Genomic DNA, 19,158 nt, shown 5'->3' with positions numbered 1-19,158 from the left:
TGAGTGGAGCAGTGAGGGTCTTAAGAGAGCTGGGACTTTATGAGTTTGCTGACTTCGCCCATATCGGCACGGCCCTGTAGCTGGGGTTTAAGTATACCCATCACTTTGCCCATATCTTTCATGGACTCGGCACCGGTGCTGGAAACCGCGGCGGCAATCATGTTGTTGAGTTCTTCTTCGCTAAGTTGAGCGGGTAGGAAGTCTTGAATTACGTTGATTTCCGCAATCTCAATTTCGGCCAGTTCGGTGCGGCCTGCATCGGTATATTGCTGGATAGAGTCGCGACGCTGCTTGCACATTTTGTCGAGCACAGCCAAAAGCCGCGCATTATCGACTTCGATGCGTTCATCAACTTCAATACGTTTGATTTCGGCTTGAATCAGCCGGATGGTACCAAGGCGCTGCTTATCTTTGGCTCGCATTGCCGCTTTCATTGCTTCATAAATGCGGGCTTTTAGCGTTTGTTCTGTCATGGCTTTCAGGCTCCCGGCAGAAGGTGATAAACAGCGTAGCTAGTGCTTAGTAGAGACGCTGGTGCTTACGAGTTTCGCGAGATACTTTTTTGGCGTGACGCTTAACAGCAGCGGCTGCTTTGCGTTTACGCACAGCTGTTGGCTTCTCGTAGAATTCACGACGACGTACTTCAGCCAGAACACCGGCTTTTTCACAAGAGCGCTTAAAGCGACGCAGGGCGATATCGAATGGCTCGTTATCTTTTAATTTAACTGAAGGCATTTACCCTTCCTTTAACTGGTTAATAAAATTTGTGGTTGCTAATGGGGGCTCATTCTCAAAGGGAAAAGGGGCACCAATCGCAAGGGGCGGGCATTGTAAACGGTTGATCAGTAAATTGCAAAGCTCTGAAAGGGGGAATTTAAGGGGTATTTTGTCACCGTTTTACTGGTCTGGCGGGGTATCAGCCAGTATTATGCGCGGCTATTATCACGGTATCCAATAAAACACGGCCTATATGCTAATTCTTGGTATAGAAACATCCTGCGACGAAACCGGTATCGCGCTCTACGACAGCGAGCGGGGCCTGTTGGCGGAAGCTTTATATAGCCAAATTGAGCTGCATGTTGAGTATGGCGGGGTGGTACCTGAGCTGGCATCCCGGGATCATATCCGTAAAACCTTACCGCTAATTGAGCAGGTATTGGCTGAATCGGGCTGCCAGCGGCAGGATATAGAAGGTGTTGCCTATACCTCAGGCCCGGGTTTGGTGGGGGCTTTGATGGTGGGCTCTATGATTGGGCGGTCACTGGCCTATGCGCTCAATGTCCCTGCGATTGGCGTTCACCATATGGAAGGGCATTTATTAGCCCCTATGCTGGAAGATAATCCACCGGAATTTCCCTTTGTCGCTTTGTTAGTGTCTGGCGGCCACACCCAGTTGGTAAGAGTTGATGGAATTGGTCAGTACCGGTTATTGGGCGAGTCGTTAGATGACGCTGCCGGCGAAGCCTTTGATAAGACCGCAAAAATGCTAAAGCTGCCATATCCCGGTGGCCCACAGGTCGCTAAATTGGCTGAGTCAGGTATGCCTGAGCGTTTTACCTTTCCGCGCCCCATGGTTAAGCACCCCGGTTTGGATTTTAGTTTTAGTGGTTTGAAGACCTATACGCTAAATACCGTCCACGAGCATGCTAATGAAGAGGGTGTGGTGGATGACCAAACCCGGGCCGATATCGCCCATGCTTTCCAGCGGGCTGTGGTGGAAACCTTAGTCATCAAATGTAAGCGAGCGTTAAAGCAAGAGTCGCTGTCCCAGTTGGTAATGGCTGGCGGCGTTAGCGCTAATAAGGAACTAAGATCCGGGCTTGAACAGGCTTTGGCTAAAACCAATGCCAAAGTTTTTTACGCCAGACCTGAGTTTTGTACTGATAATGGGGCTATGATTGCCTATGCTGGCTGCCAGCGTTTACTGGCAGGTCAGGCTGATACATTGGCGGTTATCGCTACGCCTCGCTGGCCAATGGACCAGTTGCCAGCACTAACCCAGAGTTGAATTGTCGAGTTGAACCGATTGCCTGAAATGAAACGTAAGATGCTAAAGTGCGTTGTTCCAGCCTACGCAGGAATGACGATAATAATTAACTGGCAGATTTAGGAAGCAGCTTCATGGATATTGTGTACATTCGAGATTTAAAAATTGAAACCGTTATTGGGATTTATGACTGGGAGCGGGAAATTAAGCAAACCGTTAGTCTCGATTTGGAAATGGCCCACGATATACGTCGCGCCGCAGAGACCGATGATATTGCAGACACCTTAAACTACAAAGCCGTTGCCAAGCGCTTAATTTCGTTTATTGGTGACAGTGAATTTTTATTAGTAGAAACCATGGCAGAGCGCTGTGCAGACATTGTGCGCACTGAATTTTCAGTGCCATGGTTAAAGTTACGTCTTAGCAAACCAGGCGCCGTTCGCGGTTCACAGGATGTGGGCGTTATTATTGAGCGTGGCGAAAAAACCTAAAGACTGGAGAATACAGTGCCCCAAGTTTATCTAAGTATCGGTAGCAATATTGATCGCTATCAACATATTAGCGCGTCGTTAGACGCACTGGATAAACATTTTGACGCAATGATTATTTCACCGGTTTATGAAAGTGAAGCAGTGGGTTTTGAAGGTGATAACTTTCTTAATTTGGTGGTCGGTTTTTGTTGTCATCTCAGTGTAGGTGAATTAGCTCGGATGTTGCGTGACATTGAGCATGTTAATGGTCGTCGACGCGATGGCCCTAAATTTGGCCCGCGTACATTGGATATTGATATTCTAACCTACGGTGATGAAGTTGGTGTTATCGACGGTGTTGAGTTACCACGGGATGAGATTGTTAAAAACGCCTTTGTGCTATTGCCTCTATATGATATTGCCCCTGAAGATAGCCACCCGCAAGCGCATAAAACTTATACCGAACTGTGGCGGGAATATGATCAGTCAAGCCAGAAGTTATGGTCGGTAGATTTTGAATGGCGTGGTGAGATGGTCTCTGTCCATGCTTAAGCCGCTTTACCTATTTAACTTTACATATTTAAAGAGCGGCCACCATCGACAGCAATAATTTGCCCGGTCACATAAGGTGCATCATTCACTAAGTATGCAACCGTTTTTGCAATATCACTAACATCCCCAATTTTCTGCATCGGTACTTTATTGAGTATTGAAGATTTGTTATTGGGGTCTAACGCCTGTTCCGGCCAAAGTATTGCGCCGGGAGAAACCCCGTTTACCCTTACTACCGGCGCCATTTCCTTGGCCAGTGTTTTTGTCATCATCGCCACGCTGGCTTTCGCCATAGAGTAAATGGTGTGTTCCGCCATGGGCTTTTCGCTATGAATATCCACCAGATTCACAATACAGCCCTTACGCTCGCTTAGCGTCGGCGTTAGTGCCTGGCTGAGAAAAAACGGGCCTCTTACATTACTATCAAATAAGGCATCCCAATCATCTTCGGTCGATGTATTGAGAGGAGTGGGGTAAAAGGTAGAGGCATTATTAATTAAGGCGTCGATATGCCCCCATTGTTTTTCTGCAGCGGTGGCCAGGGCTTGAACATCGCTACTATTGGTCAGGTCGGCCTTAAGGCAGTGGGCTGAATGGCTGCGCTGCTGATTGAGTTGTTCGGCCAGTGCTTCCGCGGGCTGGGACGATGAACGATAGTGAATAACAATATTAAAGCCGGCAGCATGCAGTGTTTTGCAAATTTCTGCCCCTATCCGCTGGGCGGCACCTGTGACTAAGGCAACCCGTTGTGTGTTCTGTTCGCTCATTCGTTATCCATTCTGGTTCAGTAATTGATTGATGGCTTCAAGGCGAAGGATATATAGCGTTTTGGCAATGGCTTTGCCTTTCAGTCCCTGCCTGGCCAGTTCGCCAGCATTGATGGCTTTGCAGGCTGTATAAGCTTCGCGTAGTTGCTGAGTTGTACGGCCAGAATCAAACTTAAGTTCACAGCATTGCAAAAAATGTTCAAACCGACTCTCCCGGCGGAAGGGGTCGAGTTGTTCAATCGTATCGAGCAATGCTTCGGCGCTGCTAAAAGGCTTTGAACATGGGGTCTGGTGGCGGGCGAATAGAATGGCCAGCTCTTTATACTCTTTAGGGGCTTTAAGTGTTGCGCAGAGTGTTTCTGCATGGGTGGCATCGAGATGGCTGAGTAATAAGGCGAAGCGGATAAGCTGGCATTTTTCTGTGCTGGTTTTTTCCAGAATTAGAAACTGTTGTGCGCTAAAGTTTGATAGCTCTGGCATTAGCTTGGCCAGTGCGTTTGACTGTTGCAAAGCGATAAAAAACTGCTGGGGTGTTTTCTCGCCCAGTGCTTTTTCCAATTCCTTCCAAATTCTTTCGGCGGGTAGGGCAAGCAGTTCATCGCCAGCGCTAATGGTTTGCATAAGCTGCAGGGTTTCATCGGCAATCTTAAAGCCTAAATAACTATAGCGGGCGTAAAAACGAGCGATGCGCAGTACTCGAAGCGGATCTTCAATAAAGGCATCAGATACATGGCGCAGTAGTTTTTGTTCAAGATCACGCTGGCCGCCATAGGGGTCAATAATAGTGCCGTTGCTATCTTGCGCCATGGCGTTGATAGTAAGGTCGCGCCGGACCAGGTCTTCCTCAAGGGTAACGTCAGGACTGGTGTGACAGTCAAAGCCCGTATAACCGGGGCCGGACTTGCGCTCGGTTCTGGCTAATGCGTATTCTTCTTTGGTGTTCGGGTGGAGAAAAACAGGAAAATCTTTGCCAACGGCCTGGTAGCCCTGGGATAAAAGCTCTTCGGGGGTTGCGCCGACCACCACCCAATCGTGTTCGTGATAAGGCACGCCTAATAATTTGTCCCTGACGGCACCGCCCACCAAATACGTTTTCATAGAGCTTGATACATGTTTGTTGAAGTTGTGACGGATTATAGCAGGAGTTGAAAGGTGACGGCCTATTCGTTTTCCGGATCCGGGTAGTCATTAATATCCGGGCAGTGATAGCTGTTGACAACCTTGCCATCCTGAATAGAGTCAAGGTGAATATCAAAGCCCCAAAGTCGGTGGAGGTGTTTTAGGGTTTCCTGGCTGTAGTCATTAAGGGGCTTGCGGTTATGCTGGCGGTGTTCTAATCGCATCGAGCGGTCACCGCGAATATCAATATTGGTAATTTGGATATTCGGTTCTTTGTCCCCCATATTATATTGTCCCGCCAAATGTTCCCGGATGATCTGGTAACCACTGTCATCATGAATGGCTGTAATCTCAATCTCTGAGAGTCTGTCGTCATCCAGTGCGCAGAATAATTTAAGGTCACGCATTACTTTGGGGGAAAGAAATTGCTGGATAAAACTTTCATCCTTAAAATTTCTCATGGCAAATTGCAGGGTTTCCTGCCAGTTGGAGCCAGCAAAGTCGGGGAACCATTGCCGGTCTTCATCAGTGGGGTTTTCACAGATACGGCGGATATCCATCATCATGGCAAAGCCTAAGGTGTATGGGTTAATGCCGCTGTAGTAGGGGCTGTCAAAATCTGGCTGAAAAATCACACTGGTATGTGATTGCAAAAACTCCATCATAAAACCATCGGTGACCAGGTTGCGGTCATACATTTCGTTGAGCAAGGTGTAATGCCAGAAGCAGGCCCAGCCCTCATTCATCACCTGGGTTTGGCGCTGGGGATAAAAATACTGGGCGATTTTTCTAACGATGCGCAAAATTTCCCGATGCCAGGGCTCGAGCAAGGGGGCATTTTTTTCCAGAAAATATAACAGGTTCTCCTGCGGCTCTTCCGGGAAGGGGGGTAGTTTATCCTTTGCTGTAGTGGATTTGGTTACGGGGATTGTTCGCCAAAGATCATTGACCTGCTGTTGCAGCAATACTTCCCGCTCATGCTGTCTTTGCATTTCTTCAGTGGTTGAAATGGGGTGGGGTCGTTTATAGCGATCGACACCGTAGTTCATCAGGGCGTGGCAGGAATCCAGTATTTTTTCGACAGCATCAACGCCATGGCGCTCTTCGCATTTGGCAATATAGTTTCTGGCAAACACCAGGTAATCAATAATCGAATCGGCTTCCGTCCAGGCGCGAAATAAATAGTTGCCTTTAAAAAATGAATTATGGCCATAGCAGGCATGGGCGATAACCAGTGCCTGCATGGTCATGGAGTTTTCTTCCATTAAATAGGCAATACAGGGATTGGAGTTGATGACTATTTCATAAGCCAGGCCCATTTGCCCGCGATTGTAGTTATTCTCTATGCCAAGAAAATGTTTGCCGTAGGACCAGTGGTGATAAAACAGTGGCATACCGGAGGATGAATAGGCATCCATCATTTGCTCTGAGTTAATGATTTCTATCTGGTTGGGGTAGGTGTCCAGACCAAACTCTTGTGCAAGACCGCCGATCACTTCATCATATTGCTGGATAAGTTCAAAGGTCCAATCTGAACCGGTAGAAATAGGCTGCTGTTTAAGTTGTGGTTGATTCACGCGGGCCTCCTTTGGAATAGTTCACGGAACACCGGATAGATATCGGAGGGCTGTATAATTTGCTGAGTGGCAAAGGTATCTTCAAATTGAGACTTAACCTGCTCGTACTCATGCCAGAGAGATTGGTGCTCTCTGGGTGATATTTCAACATAGGAGTAATGCTGGGTGTGGGGCATGATCTCGTTGACTAATAGGTCATAACATCTGCTGGAATCATTATCCCAGTTATCGCCATCTGAAGCCTGGGCACCATAAATATTCCACTCTGAGGTGGGGTAACGGGTGTCCATAATATTTTTCATCAAAGATAATGCACTGGAGACTATGGTGCCGCCGGTTTCCCTTGAATAAAAAAATTCTTCCTCGTCGACTTCAGCGGCGTTGGTATGGTGACGGATAAAAACGACATCGGTGCGATCATAGTTACGCTGTAAAAACAGATAAAGTAGAATAAAAAATCGCTTGGCCATATCTTTGGTAGCCTGGTTCATCGAGCCAGAGACGTCCATAATGCAAAACATCACGGCTTTAGAGGTGGGTTGTGGCTCTTTAACTGTCAGGTTGTACTTGATATCAAAGGTATCCAGAAAAGGGATGCGTTTGACTTTAGCGCTTAGTTGCTCAATTTGCTCCTCGAGCTGCCTAATCTTATCACTTTGTTGAGGGTGTTCTTCTAATAGCTGCTCCAATTGTTGTTGCAACTGTGCCAGCTTTTTTTTCGACGGGGAGCCCAATGCAATGCGTCTGGCATTAGCGGCTCTAAGTGACCTGACAATATTAATCTGGTTGGGGGTGCCGACGGTGGAATAACCGGCGCGTTTATATTTAAAGGTGTCTGACCCTGCCAGCTGTCTTTTGACCAGGTTTGGCAATTCCAGGTCATCAAACATAAATTCAAGAAATTCATCCTGGGTGATCTGGAAAGCAAAATCATCCATGCCTTCACCGGTATTACTGGCCTTGCTGCCGCCTGCTCCACCGCCGCCTTTAGGTCTGGGTATTTTATCGCCTTTAACAAACTCTTTATTACCGGGGTGGATGGTGGTGCGCTTGCCACCGGGGCTATGGCTAAATACGGGTTCCTGGATATCATCATTGGGAATGGTTATTTCTTCGCCTTTTTCTATATCGGTAATGGAGCGTGAGCTAACGGCATCGGCGACTGCTTTTTTTATATGCTTTTTATAGCGGCGAATAAAACGTTGGCGATTAACAGCGCTTTTGTTTTTGGCATTGAGACGTCTATCAATCAGATAACTCAAAGTTTCGCTCCTGTGGCTACATAATGAATAAAAGCCCTTTGTTATAAAATGCCGTCATGCAGGCTGGATTCCCGCCTTCGCGGGAATGACAGGTCTGGTTATTGCGATTTTCTGACTCTTAAGTACCATTCTGATAAGAGTCTGACTTGTTTCTCGGTATAACCACGCTCCACCATACGAGAGACAAAGTCAGTGTGTTTTTTCTGGTCATCGGCAGAGGCCTTGGCGTTAAAGGAAATTACCGGCAGCAAGTCTTCCGTATTAGAGAACATTTTTTTCTCAATTACAGTACGTAGTTTCTCGTAACTACTCCAGTTAGGGTTCTTGCCATCATTATTGGCTCTTGCCCGCAGGACAAAATTAACAATCTCATTGCGGAAGTCTTTTGGGTTAGAAATACCTGCCGGTTTCTCAATTTTTTCAAGCTCTTCATTAATGGCTGGGCGGTCGAGAATCTCTCCGGTTTCAGGGTCGCGGTACTCCTGGTCTTGAATCCAGAAGTCAGCATAGGTTACATAGCGGTCAAAAATATTCTGTCCGTACTCGGAATAGGATTCGAGATAGGCTGTTTGGATTTCTTTACCGATAAACTCTACATAACGCGGAGCCAGGTATTCTTTAATGACATTGAGGTAACGCTCAGCCGCCTCGGGTTGAAACTGCTCCTGCTCAATTTGTTGCTCCAATACATAGAGCAAATGAACCGGGTTGGCCGCCACTTCGGTTGGGTCAAAATTAAATACTTTGGCCAGGATTTTAAAAGCAAAGCGTGTGGAGAGACCATTCATACCCTCGTTAACGCCGGCGTTATCATGGTATTCCTGAATGCTTTTGGCTTTAGGGTCAGTATCTTTTAAGCTCTCGCCATCATAGACCCGCATTTTAGAAAAGATATTGGAGTTCTCCGGCTCAATAAGCCGCGACAATACGGTGAACTGCCCCAGCATTTTAACCGTGTCTGGTGCGCAGGGAGCCTTGGCCAGGGAGCTATTTTGTAGCAGCTTTTCATAGATTCTGATTTCTTCAGAAACCCGTAAGCAGTAGGGCACTTTGACGATATAGACGCGGTCAATAAAGGCTTCGTTGTTTTTATTGTTCTTAAAAGACTGCCACTCAGATTCATTGGAGTGAGCGAGAATAATACCTTCGAAGGGGATGGCGCTTAAGCCCTCAGTGCTGTTGTAATTGCCTTCTTGAGTGGCGGTGAGCAAGGGGTGTAGCACTTTTATCGGTGCTTTAAACATCTCGACAAATTCCATAATGCCCTGGTTGGAGCGGCATAGCCCGCCTGAAAAGCTATAGGCATCAGGATCGTTCTGCGGGAACTCTTCCAATTGGCGAATATCCACTTTACCCACCAGCGATGAGATATCCTGGTTATTCTCATCACCGGGCTCGGTTTTGGTAATTGCAATCTGGTCGAGGCGGGAAGGGTAGAGCTTAACCACTTTAAACTGGGAAATATCACCATTATATTCATGCAGGCGTTTAACCGCCCATGGAGACATAATAGTGCCGAGATAGCGCTCGGGAATACCGTAGTCTTCCTGCAGTATTTGAGCATCTTCAGCGGGGTCAAACAGCCCTAAGGGAGATTCAAACACCGGAGAGCCTTTAAGGCAGTAAATGGGTTCTCTTTCCATTAGGGATTTAAGCTTTTCCGCTAATGACGATTTACCGCCGCCCACCGGTCCTAACAAGTAAAGTATTTGCTTATTTTCTTCCAGCCCCTGCGCCGCATGACGAAAGTAAGCAACGATATTTTCGATAGCTTCTTCCATGCCATAAAATTCACTAAAGACTTCATAGCGTTTGATGATTTTATTAGAAAATATTCGACTAAGGCGCGGGTCGGAAGCCGTATCAATCATTTCCGGCTCGCCGATGGCAGCCAGTAATCGCTCGGAGGCATTAGCGTAGGTGTTAGGGTTGGTTTTACACAGATCAAGATATTCCTGAAGGCTCAGTTCTTCTTGCTGTGTGGATTCGTAGCGGTCTTGAAAGTGATCAAATATTCCCATGGCGATAAGTAACTCCTTACAGTAAATCAGTGATTACATTTCAATAAAAATGCAGAACTGGTTGTAAAGAACAGCTTCACTCAAATAGAAAATGAAGAGAAAAAATCATTCTTCTTGTATTCATCATAGCCTCTATGGATAGACCGCGCGATGGGTTTTTTGTTTTATTATTTCTTTGATTTATCGAGGGGTAAAAATTACAGTTTTGTTTGATTTTTGCTCGTACAAACTTAAGGAATTGTTTAATAAACAAAAATCTGGATAGATGATTTATTTATAACGGGGCAAGAGGAATATTTGCAGCAAATGCAAGGCATAGTCGATGCCAGACTTATATGGTTTTAATGGTTAATTCGTTTAAGAAATGTGTTTTATATAAATAAAAAATTTAAGCAATAGTCTGCGTAGGGTAGATTGCAATCCACCGCTGCCTCATAGATTTCCAAAAGGTTGTCATTCCCGCCTGCGCGGGAATGACGTATTTGTAGATTAAAGGTCGTGTCCGAAACCACCCAGCAGATTCAGTTGGCGCAGTTACAATGGTGTAAGTGTTGTGTTTCCAGATTCATCAGGGTTAGGGCATGCCCCCAAACGCAACCGGTGTCCAAAGCAAAAACCCCCTCGCTGTTGGCTTTTCCTTCCAGTGCTGCCCAGTGTCCAAAGATAATGTTGGTGCTTTGGTCACGGGAGTAAGAAAACCAGGGATTAAAGTTCGGTTTATCGATAGTCGCTAGTTTATTTTCAAAATCCAGCACGCCTTCAGGGTTACAGAAACGCATTCGTGTTAAGTAGTTGGTAATGACTCGCAATCGTGTCCAGCCTTCCAGCCCATCACTCCATACGGCGGGTTCATTGCCATACATATGCTCGAAGAATGGCTTAGCCTGGTCACTGTGCAGCACTTGCTCAACTTCGGCGGCGTATTGTCTGGCCTGTGTTACGGTCCAAATGGGTGGGATACCCGCATGAACCATATGGTAGTCACCACTGGGGTCGCTGTAGAATAAATGCTGCTGTTGAAGCCATTGCACCAGTTCTGCATAGTCATCAGCGTTAAGGATTTCGTCAAAGGTATCGGATTTTCCCGTTTTCCTGGTGCCGAAAGCTATCGCCAAAAAGTGCAGGTCGTGGTTGCCCAATACGATCCGTGTGCATTCGCCTAAGGATTTTACAAAACGTAAGGTTTGCAGGGAGGCTGGGCCGCGGTTGATAAGGTCACCTGCCAACCAGAGTTCATCCTTGCCAGCGTCAAAGTTTACTTCCTCCAGCAAACATTGCAGAGGCTCCAGGCAGCCTTGTACATCGCCAACAGCGTAACGTGTCATTAATGTAAAGACCCCGAGTGGATAAGGGAAAACTGTGGGATAGGTGCATCAAAGCTGCTACCCGATGCGCTTTCCATTTGATAGCTGCCTTTCATGGTGCCCACGGCAGTTTCTAATAAAGCACCACTGGTATAGCGATAGCTTTGGCCGGGCTTGATGATCGGTTGGTCACCCACTACACCGTCGCCCCGTACTTCTTCAACTTTGGCGTTGCCATCGGTAATAATCCAGTGACGGCTAATTAGTTTTACCGGTTCAATGCCGTGATTGCTAATGGTGATGGTATAGGCAAAGGCGAAGCGTTGTTCTTCCGGGCTGGACTGCTGGGGAATATATTGTGTATCGACATGAACACTGATGGGATTGTCGGTAAGCATATTAGGTGTCTTCACTGATGGCGTTGCTAATGGCGACAAATTGCTGCAACGATAAGGTTTCTGGTCTGGCTGCGGGGTTAATGTCCAGGGCGGTTAAGCGCTGTTCACTTATCTCGGTTTTTAATGAGTTGCGCAGTGTTTTGCGGCGCTGGTTAAATGCTGTGCGCAACACATGCTCGAGTGTTTTCACATTATTGGCGGGGTGTGGCAATTGCTGATGGGGCGCTAACCGTACAATGGCGGATTGCACCTTGGGTCTTGGGTCAAAGGCTTCCGGTGGGACTTCAAACAGGGAATGTACATCGCAGTAGTATTGCGCCATCACGCTTAAGCGTCCGTAATTCTTATTACCCGGTACAGCGGCGAGGCGGTTAACCACCTCCAGTTGCAGCATAAAATGCATATCGTGAATCAAGGCTTGTTGATCCAGTAAATGGAAAATCAACGGTGTTGAAATATTGTAGGGCAGGTTGCCCACTACCCGTAATTTTTCGTCGCCTTGTTGCAAAGAGGAAAAATCAAATGCCAGTGCATCCCCTTGTTGCAAACTGAAACGGCTTTCATTAGCAAAGCGTTGCTGCAAAATAGGAATAAGGTCACGGTCCAGTTCGATGGCATCCAGTTGGCATCCGCTGGCCAGAATATCTGCGGTGAGTGCTCCCTGGCCGGGGCCGATTTCTACGATGTGGTCATTGCTGCTGGCGTTAATCGAGCGGGCAATATGATGAATAACGCCGGCATCTTGCAAAAAGTTTTGGCCGAAGCGTTTACGGGCGCGGTGTTTGTTATCCGGGTTCGCCATTAGTTAGTGCTCTTTCAATGTTGGCGAACGATGTTGAGCCATACTGATTGCATAATTCAACGCTGTTTGTAAGCTGCCCATATCGGCCTTGCCGCTACCGGCTAAATCCAGCGCTGTGCCGTGATCAACCGAGGTGCGAATAATCGGTAAGCCCAGCGTGATATTGACCGCATTGCCGAAGCCTTTATATTTTAAAACCGGTAAGCCCTGGTCGTGATACATCGCTAAAACGGCATCGCATTGCGTGAGGTGCTTTTCAGTAAAGGCGGTATCAGCAGGTAAGGGCCCTGTCAGTTGCATACCTTCGTTAACTAACTTTTCCATACAGGGAATAATTTCATCAATTTCTTCACGTCCCATATGGCCACCTTCACCGGCATGGGGATTTAAGCCCAATACTGTGATTTTGGGTTGTGCTAAACCAAAATGCCGTTGCAGGTCACGATGCAGAATTCGGGTAATCCTTTCCACCTGGGCAGAGGTGATGGCTTTTGGCACATCGAGTAATGGCAGGTGGGTGGTGACTAATGCAACGCGTAAGCCTTCAGTAGCTAACATCATGACGACTTGCTCAGTATGGGTTTTATCCGCGAGATATTCGGTATGGCCACTAAAGTTTATACCGGCATCATTAATGACGGCTTTGTTGACGGGTGCTGTGACCATGGCGGAAAAGGTGTTGTCCATACAGCCTTGAATAGCGGCATCCAGCGTTGCTAAAACATAGGCTGCATTACTGATATTAAGTTCACCGGCAACACAGGATTGAGCGAGCTCAACCGGTAACACACAGATCTCTGAAGCGGCATTAATTTGTGGGGCTTTGGCTACATCAAGTAGACGAATAGTTAAAGGTAGCCCCAGCTGTTCAGCCCGTTGTTGCAATAATTGAGGGTCGGCAATAGCGACCAACTCGGCAGAGTGTTCAGTTTGGGCTAGCTGGATAATAAGGTCAGGGCCAATGCCGGCAGGTTCGCCGGGAGTTAATGCTATTCGCAGTAGGGTCATAACAATGGTGTCATCATGTTAGAGGCATAACTTCCGGTAAAGGGTGAGCTGACTTATTTAAAATCTACATAGGCTTCGTCGCGAATTTTTTGCAACCAGGTTTGCAGTTCATCATCGTATTTACGTTGGTGTATATGGTTGCGGGCAATATTGCGGCGAATATCATCGGTGACATCTTTGTCGCGGCGTTCTATGACTTGCAAGATATGCCAGCCGTACTGGCTTTTAAAGGCCGGGCTGATGTCGTTGGGTTTGGTACTGTCCATGGCGTCCTGGAAGGCACCGACTAATTGGCCGGGGCTGGTCCAGCCCAGATCGCCACCTTCAAGGGCAGAGCCGATATCTTCGGAAAATTCACGGGCCAGTTCTTCAAAGCTTTCGCCATCGATAGTACGTTGGCGCAGCGCTTTAATCTCAGCTTCAGTGGCTGCTTCATTACGAATAGCAGAAGGTTTTAATAAAATATGACGAGCTTTGGTTTGTGGAATCATTTTACCATCACCGCGCTTGTCTAACAGTTTTACCAGGTGGAAACCGCTGGCGCTTTGTACGGGGCTGGCGGTATCGCCTTCGCCGGTTGTGGTGGCCAGGCCAGAAATTAAACTGGGTAAATCTGCAGCCTTGCGCCAGCCCAGGTCATTAATCTTTAGTTGGCTGTAGTTGGATATGACTTTTGCATAGTCTTCCCCATTTTCTATCCGCTGATAGAGTGTATCGGCCATTTTTTTGGCTGAGGCAATGGTGGCTTTATCGGCACCGCTGGGTATGGCGATCAGGGTGTGAAGCATTCGGTACTCCGGCGCTGTCATCGCCTGACCTTCTTTGGAGGATAGGAAATTGGCAATTTCCTGGTCAGTGATTTGTACTCGCTGGTTGACGTTACCCTGTTGCACGCGCTGCAACAGCATTTCTTTGCGAATTTGCTCGCGGGTTTCGTTGTAGGATACGCCATCTCTTTCCAGTGCTTCTTTAAACTGGATCAGGTCCATGCGGTTCTGCTGGGCAATGCGTAGCATGGAGTCATTTAATTGAGCATCGCTGATACGTACGCCGGCTCGGTAGGCCATTTGCAATTGGATATTTTCAAGAATGAGCTGGTCCAGAATCTGCCGCTGGATTTCATCCATCGGCGGTGCCGTTTTACCGCTTTTTTCGATATTGAGTTTGACCTGCTGGATACGATCGCGCAGTTCGCTGGCCATCACCACATCGTCATCCACAATAGCGATAACCTGGTCGAGTAGCTGCGGTTGATTGTTGGCGTTGGCCAAGGGTGCGGACAGGCTGCCCATAAGGATCAACAATGAGCCTGCCATGCAAGTCACGGTATTTATTATGTTGCTGCGGTGTTTGTGCTTAATCAAGATCTTCATACCCCAAAATATTTTCTTCCAGCAGGCTGCGGGCTTTATTGCCCAGACTGCCTAAGCCTTTGAGTTCAAATTCAAGAATAAAGGCATAATCGCGTTCGACTGCGATGTTACTGGTGAGTTCATTGTCTACATATTCGTCTTTCAGGCTGCGCTGGTAAAGCAGGCGCACCATCCAGCAGCAGTCTTCATATTGCAGGCCAAACATATCATCTATGGCACGGTTTTCCTCTACATCATACCGGTAGCGGGCAAAGGTACTCCAGCGGTCATCGATGGGCAGCACGACCGAAGCGTCGGCCTGGGAAACATCCCGCTTACCAAAGCCAAGGTTGCTGGCGGCTTCGCGGTTAAAGCGATATCCCAGATTGTACAGGCTCTTGCTGGTCGCTTGATAGTGCACTCCCAGACCGCCTTCTTGCAGGTAGTCCTGCCTTGAGTCCCAGAGCAGGGTATTGGTCAGCCGGAGTTTCTCAGTGGGTTGATACTGGATTTCGCCAGCGATTTCTGAGTGGCTGACCACTTCGTCCGGTGTTGCGGTTGATAGTTGTACCCGGCGGTCTTTAAAGTAAAAGATCTGCCCGAGGCTCAGGCTAAGGACTTCCCGGCCTTCGGTATCGTTGATAAAGCGGCTGGTGACGCCTATGGAGGCTTGATTGGCATCGTCCAGCCTGTCGTGGCCGGTAAAGCGGGTGTCGCGAAATAGTTGGCTATAGCTGAATTTCAAGGCTTTAGTATCAAATTTGGGGTTACTTCCCTGTTCTTCATAATCGCTATAGAAGTAGTAAAGGCGGGGTTCCAGTGTTTGCAGGTAGTTGCTGTTACCAAAGCGTGCCTGACGCTCAAAAACCAGCCCCATATCCAGGGTGACCAGCGGAACGGTGGCTGACGGCGTGTCATCACTGTCGTTTTTAAAGGCGTCCAGCTTATAGTTTACACTGCGAACTTTGGCCGTTGGAATAATAAAGCCCGGAGCCCAGCGCATGGGATAGCTGATGCCCGCTTCAGCAAAGCTGCGCTGCCCGGTTTCAAATCTACCGCCGTCATCAATGGACTCATCGTGTTTAAAGTCGGTGTACTGCGCTTCAAATAACCATTCCGGTGAGAAGTTGGCGCCGGTGCTATTTCTTTCAAGGGTCAGGCGGGGCATAAATTGATACTGGCTGGACAGCAGGTCATCAATGGTCTGGAATTGTTCAGCGATTAACTCAGCCTGCCAGTTATTGTTGCGGTAGCCCAATGAGGCGGTTTGCTTTAAATGATCGCTACGCTGCAATTCAAGGCTATCCGGAGACAGGTCGCTAAAGAAGTTCTCATCGCTGACTTTGTTGTAATCAACCTGGGTGATAATCGGGCCGATTTTGCCACTATGGGTAACCCGGCCAACCCAGCGATTTTCCCTGGGTGGTATATCATTCTCCCTGCCTAACAGTTCTTCTATGGGGGCACCGTTATCCTCTACTTCCTGGTATTGATCATCGTTTAGCTGGGCGCCAGAGACTACCCATGTGCCAAAGCTACTGAGTTGTCGTACTTCTGCTTCGTACATGGTGCCGCGTTTTTCAATAAAGCGGGGTGCGATGGTGGCATCAAAATCAGGGGCAATATTCAAATAGAGTGGGGCGCTAAATTCAAAGCCGTTTTTATTACCTGTTCCCAGGGCGGGGAACAGCAGCCCGGTTTTGCGGCGGTCATCGATGGGGAAGGTCATATAGGGGGTGTAAAAGACCGGTATATCTTTGATTCTGACTTTGGCGTGTTTGGCGGAGCCCCAGCCTTCTTCGCTGTCGAGATGAATGCTGTTGGCATCAATCATCCATAGCTCGTCATCCGGCGTGCATTGGGTAATTTTGCCTTGCTCAAGATCGAGGGTGGTTTGGCTGGCTCGATCAATAGTGGCAGCCTGTCCCCTGAAGCCATTTCCCTTGGAGCCATGGTTGTGTTGTAAAAACAGGGCTTGTTCGAAATTGCCGAGATTGCTTTCTGTATTGATGTTGGCTTTGTCGGCACGAATCAGTAACCCGGGCTCCCTGATCTCAACATTGCCCTCAAAGGTGAGCTGGTTATTGTCACGATCAAGTAGCGCCCGATCGGTTTTAAAACTGCGGTTACCCTGGGTTAGTACAACCTCCCCGGACAGGGCAACAGAGTTTCCTTGCATATGGGAATGGTCGGCATTGGCCCGTAACGGAGCACCTTCCGGGTCCTTGTCGGCGTCTTCCCAGTCCGCTAACGGTGCAACGTAGGCACCATCACAGCCGGTTTTACACACAGAGGGATCTGCCAGTTGGGATTTCGGCACCCAATCCCATGTGCTATCAAGACTATTCTGGCTGGCCACTACTTTTGCATTAGGTAGGGATAGGGTGGTGCTATGGCTCACCTTACTTTGGCCTTCACACTGCCACTGGTTATTGGCATCCGCTTTACAGATCCATTGCTGGTCTGGCGTCAATTCAGCGCTGGCAACAACGGGCATCGGGGAAGCAGCAATAGCAGCCACTAATAGGTGCTTGGCAATGGTAGGTAATGAATAGTGATTGGCGGCCATAACGCGTGGGTTATTCTCTTCTTCTTAGTACAGTATCTTACAAATTACAGAGGGGCTTATCCCTGTTTTTTAGAACGTGGATCATAAAGCATTATGAGCAGGAATGCCCGTGCCAGCGCCTTTAAACCTTACTCTGGCCTCTTTATGATAGTATCCTCGCATGATAATGATCGATAGAGAGAAATAGTTTGCCTTCGGATACTGCACAGCCATTAGTGGATCGGCGACAGGAGCAATTGGAACAGTGGCTGGCGGAACAGCTGGGCGTTCGCCTGTCGGGCCAGGCTGCCGGTAGTGACGCGGGTTTCAGGCGCTACTTTCGCTACCAGCACGAGGGACGTTCGCTGATTGCGATGGATGCCCCTGCCGATAAAGAAGATTGTCGCCCATTTATTAAAGTGGCAGCCATGCTGGCCCAGGCTGGGGTGCATGTGCCAGAGATACTGGCGCAAGATCTTGAGCAGGGTTTTTTACTACTGAGTGATTTGGGCCTACAGACCTATCTGGATGTGATGAATGATCCGGATTTTACCCTCGACCAGGCCGATAGTTATTTTGCCGATGCCACCGAGGCCTTGATTAAATTTCAGTTAAGTAGCCAGCCAGGCCAGTTACCGCCTTATGACGAGGCGCTGTTAAGACGTGAACTGACACTGTTCCCGGAGTGGTATTTACAGCGCCATTTGGGCCTGGAGCTGGACGAAGAGTTAAGCCAGTTACTTGAAGACTTGTTTGATCAGTTAGTCAGCCAGATTTTACCCCAGCAAAATGTCTATGTTCACCGTGACTATATGCCCCGCAACTTGATGGTAAATCAGGGTCAGGGCGTTGGCGTGCTGGATTTTCAGGATGCGGTGTATGGCCCTGTTAGCTATGACATCAGCTGCCTGTTTAAAGATGCTTTTATCAGCTGGCCAGAACAGCAAGTCACCCAGTGGTTGCAGCGCTATTGGTCCATGGCACAGCAGGCGGGTTTGCCGGTACCGGCACAGTTTGAGGATTTCCAGCGTGATTGCGATGTGATGGTGACCCAGCGCCACCTGAAAGTGATTGGTATCTTTGCCCGTATTTGTCACCGGGATGGTAAGCCCCGCTATTTAGCCGATGCGCCGCGCTTCTTTGATTATTTAAATACCGTTGCCCAGCGTCGGCCGGAGCTGCCTGCCTTAACGCAACTGTTAGTAGCACTGGATAAGCGAGTACAAATCTCATGAAAGCGATGATATTGGCCGCTGGGCTTGGCAAGCGTATGCGGCCCTTAACGGATAATACCCCCAAGCCTTTGTTACTTTGCGCTGGCAAGCCGTTGATTGTTTACCATATAGAGGCACTGGTAGCGGTAGGGGTAACCGAGATTGTGATCAATCACGCCTATTTGGGTGAGCAGATTGAGGCTACCCTGGGCGATGGCTCGGACTTTGGTGCAAGCATCAGTTACTCCCCGGAAAAAGAACCCTTAAACACCGGCGCAGGTATTGCTAAGGCATTGCCTTTATTGGGAGATAAGCCGTTTATCTTAACCAATGGTGATGTCTGGTCAGATTATAACTATGGCCAGTTGCTCAACCAGCCACTTGAGTTGGCGCATCTGGTGATGGTGACCAATCCGGAGCATAATCCCCAGGGTGATTTTTCATTAAAGAAAGATGGCCGCCTGCTACCGGACCGCGATAGCGCCGATGGTGTTGCCTTAACCTATTCTGGTATTAGCCTGTTACACCCCAGGCTGTTTGCCTTTTGCCCCCATGGGCCATTTCCGCTGCGCCAACCTTTAATCGAAGCGATGAAAGAACAGAGGGTTAGTGCCCAGCATCATCAAGGCCGATGGACGGATGTGGGCACTCCGGAAAGATTGGAAGCCCTGGAACAGCAAATCCTCGCCAACGGCTAAAGTGTGATTTAGGCTTGGCTTTTCAGTAGAATAGCGGCGTCGATTACCAAGCGATAACTTTTTTTGTCATTTATTCCAA

18 protein-coding genes are annotated in these 19,158 nt (G+C 48.2%); 5 read left to right on the top strand and 13 right to left on the bottom strand.

Annotated elements, in window-relative coordinates:
• Nucleotides 1-20: 20 nt before the first annotated feature.
• Together P8H32_RS02945 and rpsU are read right to left on the bottom strand one after the other, a co-directional pair.
• A complete protein-coding gene (locus P8H32_RS02945; protein WP_301088425.1) occupies nt 21-473 on the bottom strand; it encodes a GatB/YqeY domain-containing protein in 453 nt (150 codons plus the stop codon).
• A 46-nt stretch (nt 474-519) separates the two neighbouring features.
• The gene (gene rpsU, locus P8H32_RS02940) at nt 520-735 is read right to left on the bottom strand and encodes a 30S ribosomal protein S21 (protein ID WP_085758431.1); all 216 of its coding nucleotides are present in this window, start codon (nt 733-735) and stop codon (nt 520-522) included.
• Between the two features lie 235 nt (nt 736-970).
• Between rpsU and tsaD the strand changes: the two genes are divergently transcribed.
• The 3 genes from tsaD to folK all read left to right on the top strand — a co-directional run bounded on the left by tsaD (nt 971) and on the right by folK (nt 3,009).
• Complete coding sequence (gene tsaD, locus P8H32_RS02935) at nt 971-2,008, top strand: tRNA (adenosine(37)-N6)-threonylcarbamoyltransferase complex transferase subunit TsaD (protein WP_301088424.1); 1,038 nt, start codon at nt 971-973, stop codon at nt 2,006-2,008.
• 113 nt (nt 2,009-2,121) lie between these two features.
• On the top strand, nt 2,122-2,478 hold the full coding sequence (gene folB, locus P8H32_RS02930; protein ID WP_297291836.1) for a dihydroneopterin aldolase: 357 nt from the start codon (nt 2,122-2,124) through the stop codon (nt 2,476-2,478).
• Between the two features lie 15 nt (nt 2,479-2,493).
• Nucleotides 2,494-3,009: a 2-amino-4-hydroxy-6-hydroxymethyldihydropteridine diphosphokinase gene (folK, locus tag P8H32_RS02925; protein ID WP_297291835.1), complete on the top strand. Its 516-nt coding sequence runs from the start codon at nt 2,494-2,496 to the stop codon at nt 3,007-3,009.
• A gap of 20 nt (nt 3,010-3,029) precedes the next feature.
• On the opposite strand, the gene P8H32_RS02920 is transcribed toward folK, so the two are convergent.
• The 11 genes from P8H32_RS02920 to P8H32_RS02870 all read right to left on the bottom strand — a co-directional run bounded on the left by P8H32_RS02920 (nt 3,030) and on the right by P8H32_RS02870 (nt 17,188).
• Nucleotides 3,030-3,776: a pteridine reductase gene (locus P8H32_RS02920; protein WP_297291834.1), complete on the bottom strand. Its 747-nt coding sequence runs from the start codon at nt 3,774-3,776 to the stop codon at nt 3,030-3,032.
• A 3-nt stretch (nt 3,777-3,779) separates the two neighbouring features.
• Nucleotides 3,780-4,874 (bottom strand): multifunctional CCA tRNA nucleotidyl transferase/2'3'-cyclic phosphodiesterase/2'nucleotidase/phosphatase, encoded by a 1,095-nt coding sequence (locus tag P8H32_RS02915; protein ID WP_301088423.1) that lies wholly within the window; start codon nt 4,872-4,874, stop codon nt 3,780-3,782.
• Nucleotides 4,875-4,936: 62 nt separating this feature from the next.
• The gene (locus P8H32_RS02910) at nt 4,937-6,472 is read right to left on the bottom strand and encodes a SpoVR family protein (protein WP_297291832.1); all 1,536 of its coding nucleotides are present in this window, start codon (nt 6,470-6,472) and stop codon (nt 4,937-4,939) included.
• Nucleotides 6,469-7,734 (bottom strand): YeaH/YhbH family protein, encoded by a 1,266-nt coding sequence (locus tag P8H32_RS02905; RefSeq protein WP_297291831.1) that lies wholly within the window; start codon nt 7,732-7,734, stop codon nt 6,469-6,471. The genes P8H32_RS02910 and P8H32_RS02905 overlap by 4 nt, the downstream gene beginning before the upstream one ends.
• A gap of 98 nt (nt 7,735-7,832) precedes the next feature.
• A complete protein-coding gene (locus tag P8H32_RS02900; protein ID WP_301088422.1) occupies nt 7,833-9,755 on the bottom strand; it encodes a PrkA family serine protein kinase in 1,923 nt (640 codons plus the stop codon).
• A 521-nt stretch (nt 9,756-10,276) separates the two neighbouring features.
• Complete coding sequence (locus P8H32_RS02895) at nt 10,277-11,080, bottom strand: symmetrical bis(5'-nucleosyl)-tetraphosphatase (protein ID WP_301088421.1); 804 nt, start codon at nt 11,078-11,080, stop codon at nt 10,277-10,279.
• The gene (gene apaG, locus P8H32_RS02890) at nt 11,080-11,457 is read right to left on the bottom strand and encodes a Co2+/Mg2+ efflux protein ApaG (protein WP_301088420.1); all 378 of its coding nucleotides are present in this window, start codon (nt 11,455-11,457) and stop codon (nt 11,080-11,082) included. Before apaG ends, P8H32_RS02895 begins: the two co-directional genes overlap by 1 nt.
• A gap of 1 nt (nt 11,458) precedes the next feature.
• A complete protein-coding gene (gene rsmA, locus P8H32_RS02885) occupies nt 11,459-12,259 on the bottom strand; it encodes a 16S rRNA (adenine(1518)-N(6)/adenine(1519)-N(6))-dimethyltransferase RsmA (protein ID WP_297290887.1) in 801 nt (266 codons plus the stop codon).
• A gap of 3 nt (nt 12,260-12,262) precedes the next feature.
• Entirely contained in the window at nt 12,263-13,267 is a 1,005-nt protein-coding gene (gene pdxA, locus P8H32_RS02880) for a 4-hydroxythreonine-4-phosphate dehydrogenase PdxA (RefSeq protein WP_301088419.1), read from the bottom strand.
• A 53-nt stretch (nt 13,268-13,320) separates the two neighbouring features.
• On the bottom strand, nt 13,321-14,640 hold the full coding sequence (locus tag P8H32_RS02875) for a peptidylprolyl isomerase (protein WP_297290885.1): 1,320 nt from the start codon (nt 14,638-14,640) through the stop codon (nt 13,321-13,323).
• Nucleotides 14,624-17,188 (bottom strand): LPS-assembly protein LptD, encoded by a 2,565-nt coding sequence (locus tag P8H32_RS02870; protein WP_301088418.1) that lies wholly within the window; start codon nt 17,186-17,188, stop codon nt 14,624-14,626. The genes P8H32_RS02875 and P8H32_RS02870 overlap by 17 nt, the downstream gene beginning before the upstream one ends.
• Nucleotides 17,189-17,376: 188 nt before the next feature.
• On the opposite strand from P8H32_RS02870, the gene P8H32_RS02865 reads away from it, so the two are divergent.
• Both P8H32_RS02865 and murU read left to right on the top strand, forming a co-directional pair.
• A complete protein-coding gene (locus P8H32_RS02865; protein ID WP_297290883.1) occupies nt 17,377-18,402 on the top strand; it encodes a phosphotransferase in 1,026 nt (341 codons plus the stop codon).
• Complete coding sequence (murU, locus tag P8H32_RS02860; RefSeq protein WP_301088417.1) at nt 18,399-19,079, top strand: N-acetylmuramate alpha-1-phosphate uridylyltransferase MurU; 681 nt, start codon at nt 18,399-18,401, stop codon at nt 19,077-19,079. The genes P8H32_RS02865 and murU overlap by 4 nt, the downstream gene beginning before the upstream one ends.
• The last annotated feature ends 79 nt before the right edge of the window (nt 19,080-19,158 follow it).

Source organism: Oceanicoccus sp., from assembly GCF_029238675.1.
Taxonomy (GTDB): Bacteria; Pseudomonadota; Gammaproteobacteria; order Pseudomonadales; family Dasaniaceae; genus Oceanicoccus.
The sequence above is the reverse complement of the archived record's forward strand: the minus strand, read 5'-3'. Positions and strand labels throughout refer to the sequence as shown.